This window comes from Paracholeplasma morum (genome assembly GCF_016907055.1).
Classification (GTDB): Bacteria; Bacillota_I; Bacilli_A; order Acholeplasmatales; family UBA5453; genus Paracholeplasma; species Paracholeplasma morum.
Window position 1 is genome coordinate 22,126 of record NZ_JAFBBG010000015.1, and the last position, 6,000, is coordinate 28,125.

At 30.9% G+C, this 6,000-nt stretch carries 4 protein-coding genes; all 4 read left to right on the top strand.

Features of this window, described 5'->3' with window-relative positions; all coding sequences use genetic code 11:
- Nucleotides 1-211 precede the first annotated feature (211 nt).
- The 4 genes from JN09_RS06690 to JN09_RS06705 all read left to right on the top strand — a co-directional run bounded on the left by JN09_RS06690 (nucleotide 212) and on the right by JN09_RS06705 (nucleotide 5,860).
- The gene (locus tag JN09_RS06690; RefSeq protein WP_204434109.1) at nucleotides 212-574 is read left to right on the top strand and encodes an ArsR/SmtB family transcription factor; all 363 of its coding nucleotides are present in this window, start codon (nucleotides 212-214) and stop codon (nucleotides 572-574) included.
- Nucleotides 575-635: 61 nt separating this feature from the next.
- On the top strand, nucleotides 636-2,807 hold the full coding sequence (locus JN09_RS06695; RefSeq protein ID WP_308699525.1) for a heavy metal translocating P-type ATPase: 2,172 nt from the start codon (nucleotides 636-638) through the stop codon (nucleotides 2,805-2,807).
- Between the two features lie 875 nt (nucleotides 2,808-3,682).
- On the top strand, nucleotides 3,683-4,126 hold the full coding sequence (locus JN09_RS06700) for a LytTR family DNA-binding domain-containing protein (protein WP_204434111.1): 444 nt from the start codon (nucleotides 3,683-3,685) through the stop codon (nucleotides 4,124-4,126).
- Nucleotides 4,127-4,135: 9 nt separating this feature from the next.
- Nucleotides 4,136-5,860: a hypothetical protein gene (locus JN09_RS06705; RefSeq protein ID WP_204434113.1), complete on the top strand. Its 1,725-nt coding sequence runs from the start codon at nucleotides 4,136-4,138 to the stop codon at nucleotides 5,858-5,860.
- The last annotated feature ends 140 nt before the right edge of the window (nucleotides 5,861-6,000 follow it).

Below are 6,000 nucleotides of genomic sequence, written 5' to 3' on the forward strand. Positions count from 1 at the left end.
GATACAAAAGTGTCAAACCTTTTTTATGTAGAAAAAACACCTTCTTTACTTTAGAAAAATAGTGTCACCATACCGAGTACCATTCATGAATTTTTGTAGTACATAGCTATTTTTACTGGCCTTAAAATGGAAAATACAGTTGACAGTAACTTTAATGAGAATTATAATGAATGTATGAGCATATGTTCATATGAGAGTGTGAGGTAATAATATGAAAAATTTAGAAATGGATGTATGTGCTTCAAATATTATACATCCTGAAGCGGTAAATAAAGCAAAAGAGAGTTTACCAAGTGATGATCTTATATTTAATTTAGCAGATTTTTTTAAGACCTTCGGTGATTCCACACGTATTAAAATTATATGTGCATTAATGGAAACAGAGTTATGCGTTTGTGATTTAGCAAATGTAATTAATACATCTCAATCTGCAGTATCACATCAATTAAGAGTATTAAGACAGTCTAGGTTAGTAAAGTACAGAAAAGAAGGTAAAACAGTTTATTATTCATTGGATGATGACCATATTAAGCTACTTATAAGCCAAGGACTAGATCACCTTTTACATAAATAGAAAAGAGTGCGAGATATGAAAGAATATGGATATCATTTAAAAAACATTAGTTGCGCAAATTGTGCAGATAAAATCGAAAGTAAGGGAAATAGAAGAGGGTGTTGAAGTGAGTGAATTAACATTTGAAGAAAATATTGTGTGTTCAATTGAAGGTTTGGACTGTGCTAATTGTGCTGCAAAAATTGAAATTCAATTGAATAAAGCAGATGGAATAGAAGAAGCGAGAGTGGATATTTTATCAGGGAAACTTATATTATCATTATCAGGCATAGCTGATAAAAATGAAGTCTTACAAAAAACACAAAAAATTATAGATAAGATCGAACCAGGTGTAAAAATTAGAGAACTGAGTAAAGAGAAAAATGACGATCATGATCATGACCAAGGAGAAGAAGTAAGTCTTCATGAAATGTTAAAACTCATCGTAGGCATTCTTATCTTTGTTGGTGTATTATTTATTAATAAATCATCTGTCTTTTATCTTCCTATGTTTATAGTAAGCTATCTGTTAATAGGAGGAGACGTAGTATTTCGAGCTTTTAGAAATATATTAAGGGGAAAAATGTTTGATGAAAATTTCTTAATGACTATTGCGACTATTGGTGCATTTACTGTTGGAGAATATCCTGAAGCTGTTGCGGTTATGTTATTTTATCAGGTAGGAGAACTATTCCAGGATATAGCAGTAAATCGATCAAGAAGATCGATTAAAAAACTTATGTCAATACGACCGGATGTTGCTTATGTAAAAAAAGGTAATGAGGTTCAAGAAATCAAAGTTGAAGAAGTAAATGTGGATGATATTATTGTTATTAAACCGGGTGAAAGAGTTCCTTTAGATGGAATAATATTGGAGGGTGATTCATCACTGGATACAAAAGCATTGACAGGTGAATCGGTCCCTATGAATGTGACTGTAGGTGAACAGATATTATCAGGTTGTATTAATATTAATGGTTTACTTACAGTTAAGGTTACAAAACTAGCAAGTGAATCTACAGTTGCTAAAGTATTAGAATTAGTTGAAACTGCTACAACTAAAAAGGCTCCAACTGAAAAATTTATTACAAAGTTTGCAAGAGTCTACACACCAATTGTTACATTTTCAGCAGTGTTGCTTGCTATAATTCCTCCTCTAATTTTTCAAGTTGGAACATTTGAAGAATGGTTATATAGAGCTTTAATATTCTTAGTCATATCATGCCCTTGTGCGCTAGTTGTATCAATACCACTAGGATTCTTTGGTGGGATAGGTGCAGCCTCAAAAAATGGAATATTAGTAAAAGGTGGAAACTATTTAGAAGCACTAAATGAAATAGAGATTGCAGTATTTGATAAAACAGGTACACTAACTGAAGGTTCATTTAAAGTGACCCAAATTAATCCAGTTATTGATATTTCAAAAGATGAATTGCTAGAAAAAACTGCATACGTTGAAAGTTTTTCAAATCATCCAATAGCTTTATCAGTTGTCAAAGAATATAACAAAAGCATTAAACAAGAAATTGTATCAGATATAAAAGAAGTTTCAGGTCATGGTATAAAAGCAAAGGTTAATAGCGATGAAGTATTAGTAGGAAATGCTCGTTTAATGGAAAAAGAAAATATTTCATTTGAAGCATCATCTGCATTAGGGTCTATCTTGTATATCGCTATTAATAAAAAATATGTTGGAAATATCGTTGTATCTGACCAAATTAAAAAAGATTCAAAAGAAGCAATAAAACTATTGAAAGCATTAGGAGTTAAGAAAACCATAATGCTAACAGGAGATAAAAAATCTGTTGCAACTAGTGTTGGTAAAGCATTAGGATTAGATGAGATTCACGCTGAATTACTTCCTGAAGATAAATTAAATAAAGTCGAAGAACTTTTAGACAGTAAGTCAAAACGAGGTAAGCTCTTCTTTGTTGGAGATGGTATAAATGATACACCAGTACTTGCAAGAGCTGATATCGGGATTGCAATGGGTGGACTTGGTGCAGATGCCGCAATTGATGTAGCAGACATTGTTATTATGACAGATGAGCCATCAAAAATTGTAACTGCGGTAAAAATTGCTAGACGAACAAGAAAAATTGTATGGCAAAACATCATATTAGCATTAGGTGTTAAAGCCTTCTTCTTAGTTCTTGGTGCATTTGGAATAGCAACTATGTGGGAAGCCGTTATTGCTGATGTAGGCGTCTCGTTGATAGCAATTCTAAATGCAATGAGAGTGCTAAAAAAATAAGTAGAGTGTCAATTTGTAAAAGGATAGATAGCATCACACATATTTGTACAACAGTTTGATTCAATGTTATCAACTTAATAGAATTTGAAAATAGGGAGATAATCCCTTTTTTCTTTCTAAAATACAAGTCTATGAGTCACTTAATGAAAGTGATTTGTAGGCTTTTTTCTTTTTTATACCTAGTGAAAACACGAAAGGTCAATCAAAACACGAAAGAAAAAGGCTTTCTAATACACTGATATTAATCAGAAACTAGGAAAGCCTTTAATAATTAATTTATATCGAATAGAGTGTTATCCTTTATAATATCAACTTTACTTGTAGACTCGTTTATAGTAATATCCTCAGTTGATTCATTACTGAATCTACCTCTTTTTTGAACACGTGAACGTTTCTCTATTTCTTCAGGTGTCATTTTAGAAGAAACATTTAATAAAACTTCTTCCAATTTATAATTAATATATATATCTTTTGGTGCATCAACAGATAAAACGTCTTTTAAACTAGATTGAATAGTCGTGTTAGGTATAACTGTACAATTTAGTATTAAACCATCACTAATTGCTACAGTGTTTTTACCTAAATCAATATATATACCTTCGTCATTATTTCTTAAATGGATACATTTGCAGTAGATTTTAATATAGTTTGTTTTAAACTATAACTGTCATCACTATAGTCTATTTGTTTTCTTTTTATCTTTCATGTGATACCTCCTGCATACATTTATATTGTATCAAAGTACAGGTTTTTGGTATCAGTTCAGATTTCAAGATGTTAAAGATGCGTTTCGCGATAAAAAATGATTAACTTACGACTAATGGGTTACTATTAATTTCATTTTATGATAAATTAAATTTGGTTGGTGAGAAAAAATGAAAATAAATTTACAATGTCATCCAAGTAAATATCAAGAAATCGAACAAGAACTTATAAGCCACGGGTTTGTTATCACAGAGGATACTGATTGGCTATTAATAGATACAACCTTTAAAAGTAGACGTATCCACATTAAAACCTCTGAAGGCGTTATATTGATCGATAATGATCATTTAATAGCGCTTGAAAGCTTTGATCATATCATTCATATTCATACACTAGAGAAGTCATTCGATGTCAGAAAACCTTTAAAAGAGATTGAAACTGACTTGCCAGACGATTTTCTTAGGATTAGTCGGAGCGTCATTATCAATAAAAATCATGTAAAACATATTAATACTCTGACTGGTCAAAAGTTTAACATACAAACAACTAGAGATATGAGATTTATTGTGACGAAACTCTTTTACAAATTGTTTATTGAAAAAATGGATTTATAGGAGGATACCATGATTAAGATTATTGAAAACAACGGCATAGTACTACTTTATTTAGCCGTATTATCTATTTTAATATACACAATATACCTTGTATTTTATAATTGGTATATTGAAAAAAGACTCAATAAAAAAATCAAGAAACTAAGGGTATTTGAACCCATTAAATGGATTCATTTTGCCTCAATTCCGTTAACGATTCTATACTTGATTTCCCAAACGGTTATGATGGTATATACAACAGAGAGTAATAAAGATGCTCTAAACTTATTGAAATCCTACACCCCCGTTATCGAAGACGTATATGTTCAAAAGAATGTTGAACACGCATATGTGAGTACATATAGAGATATTATTATAGAAATTGAAGTAAGCATGGATCAATATTCTACCTATAATAATCAAATAAGTTTCCCATCTGTTGTGCTACTCATTAATGACTCATCTTATGAAATCAAAGATGTAACGTTTGAGAATAAAATGAATATCACCGATAACACCGCTTTAAATCTGAAAGTGCCCTTTCCAGAAACCTTGAAATCAGAAGGTGTTTATGAAATCCATTTATTGAGTCTTGAGGTTTATTATATTGAGCATAAAGTCTATAAAAGCTTTAGTGTAGAATCATCTCCTTTTTCAATAGAACTTATAGATGAAGAGACCTATCAATTAGATTTTATTCTTGGAGATATCGTTCTTGGGACAGTTGAATTAGAAGTTGGTATGTCATTAGCTATGTTTTGGTCCGAAAATCCAAATCACCAAACTCATCTCGAACAACGTGTAAACTATTATGTAACATATGTGAATGATTTGATTCAAGGACTTCATATTCTATTTGAGAATAAATGGGAGTTTAATGGGGATGTGCAAATATCAGATATCATTTTTGATGATTATGAGGTGTATCCTATTGTTAATAACCTTGAAGACATTTCAGAGGATATTTCATTGGAACTTATTAGTACAAATGGAATAGATAATCCTTATCGAAATAACGACTTAAAAGTATCTTTAGGAGAAGAAACCCTTCTCAGTTGGGCGCCAATAAGAGACCATGCGTTTACATATAAAACAGTGATTAAATCCGACTCAAACGAGTATATTGATATCAAAGGTTATAATGCCATTACAGGATTAAAACCAGGATCAACCGAAATAGTTGTAGAAATCAATTTGGGTTTCTTAAAAATCGAAAAAACAATTGAGATTGAAGTCATACCGTATAAGGCATTTTATAATATTAGAGGTGAGGTTGTATACTTAAAATATGATTTAGACACAAATAAGATAATCGAACCTCTAGACGCGCCATCTAGTCATGTTATAGATGCATTTAACATTGATAGTGAGCAACATGGGTATTATAATGCTATGGATATTATGCCACATATTTCTGATTTTCTAATTATAGATACGGTTGGTATCTACGATATTGTATTAGTTATTTATGATACAACTTTTAGTAAGGATGTTATAAGAATTAATCACGATACATATAATCCTTTGACAAACACACTTACGATTACTAAAGGACAAACGGATAGAATCCTATTCGATATCAATTTTGATTTATTAACAGAAGTAGAAGAACAGTATTTCAGTAGAGTTGATACTTATCACCGTGGCGGATCATTATCGAAATATGAAGCCGGAAACACTTATTCAATTACACTATATATCGTCTTAGATGGGTATTATACTATTGGGAAAGTTATTAATCTTGAAGTGATTTAACACCCTAATCAAGAAGTCCTTTACCTCTATAGGTGGTGGGATGAATTGATTTATTTTATATTTACAAAACATAATAAATAATGTTATAATAAAGGTGTATTCATACACGTTTCTGCACTCTACTGAAAGCCAAGGTGACC

Coding starts and splice junctions, on each gene's coding strand:
- JN09_RS06690 (WP_204434109.1), top strand. CDS start 212: ATGAAAAATTTAGAAATGGATGTATGTGCTTCAAATATTATACATCCT.
- JN09_RS06700 (WP_204434111.1), top strand. CDS start 3,683: ATGAAAATAAATTTACAATGTCATCCAAGTAAATATCAAGAAATCGAA.
- JN09_RS06705 (WP_204434113.1), top strand. CDS start 4,136: ATGATTAAGATTATTGAAAACAACGGCATAGTACTACTTTATTTAGCC.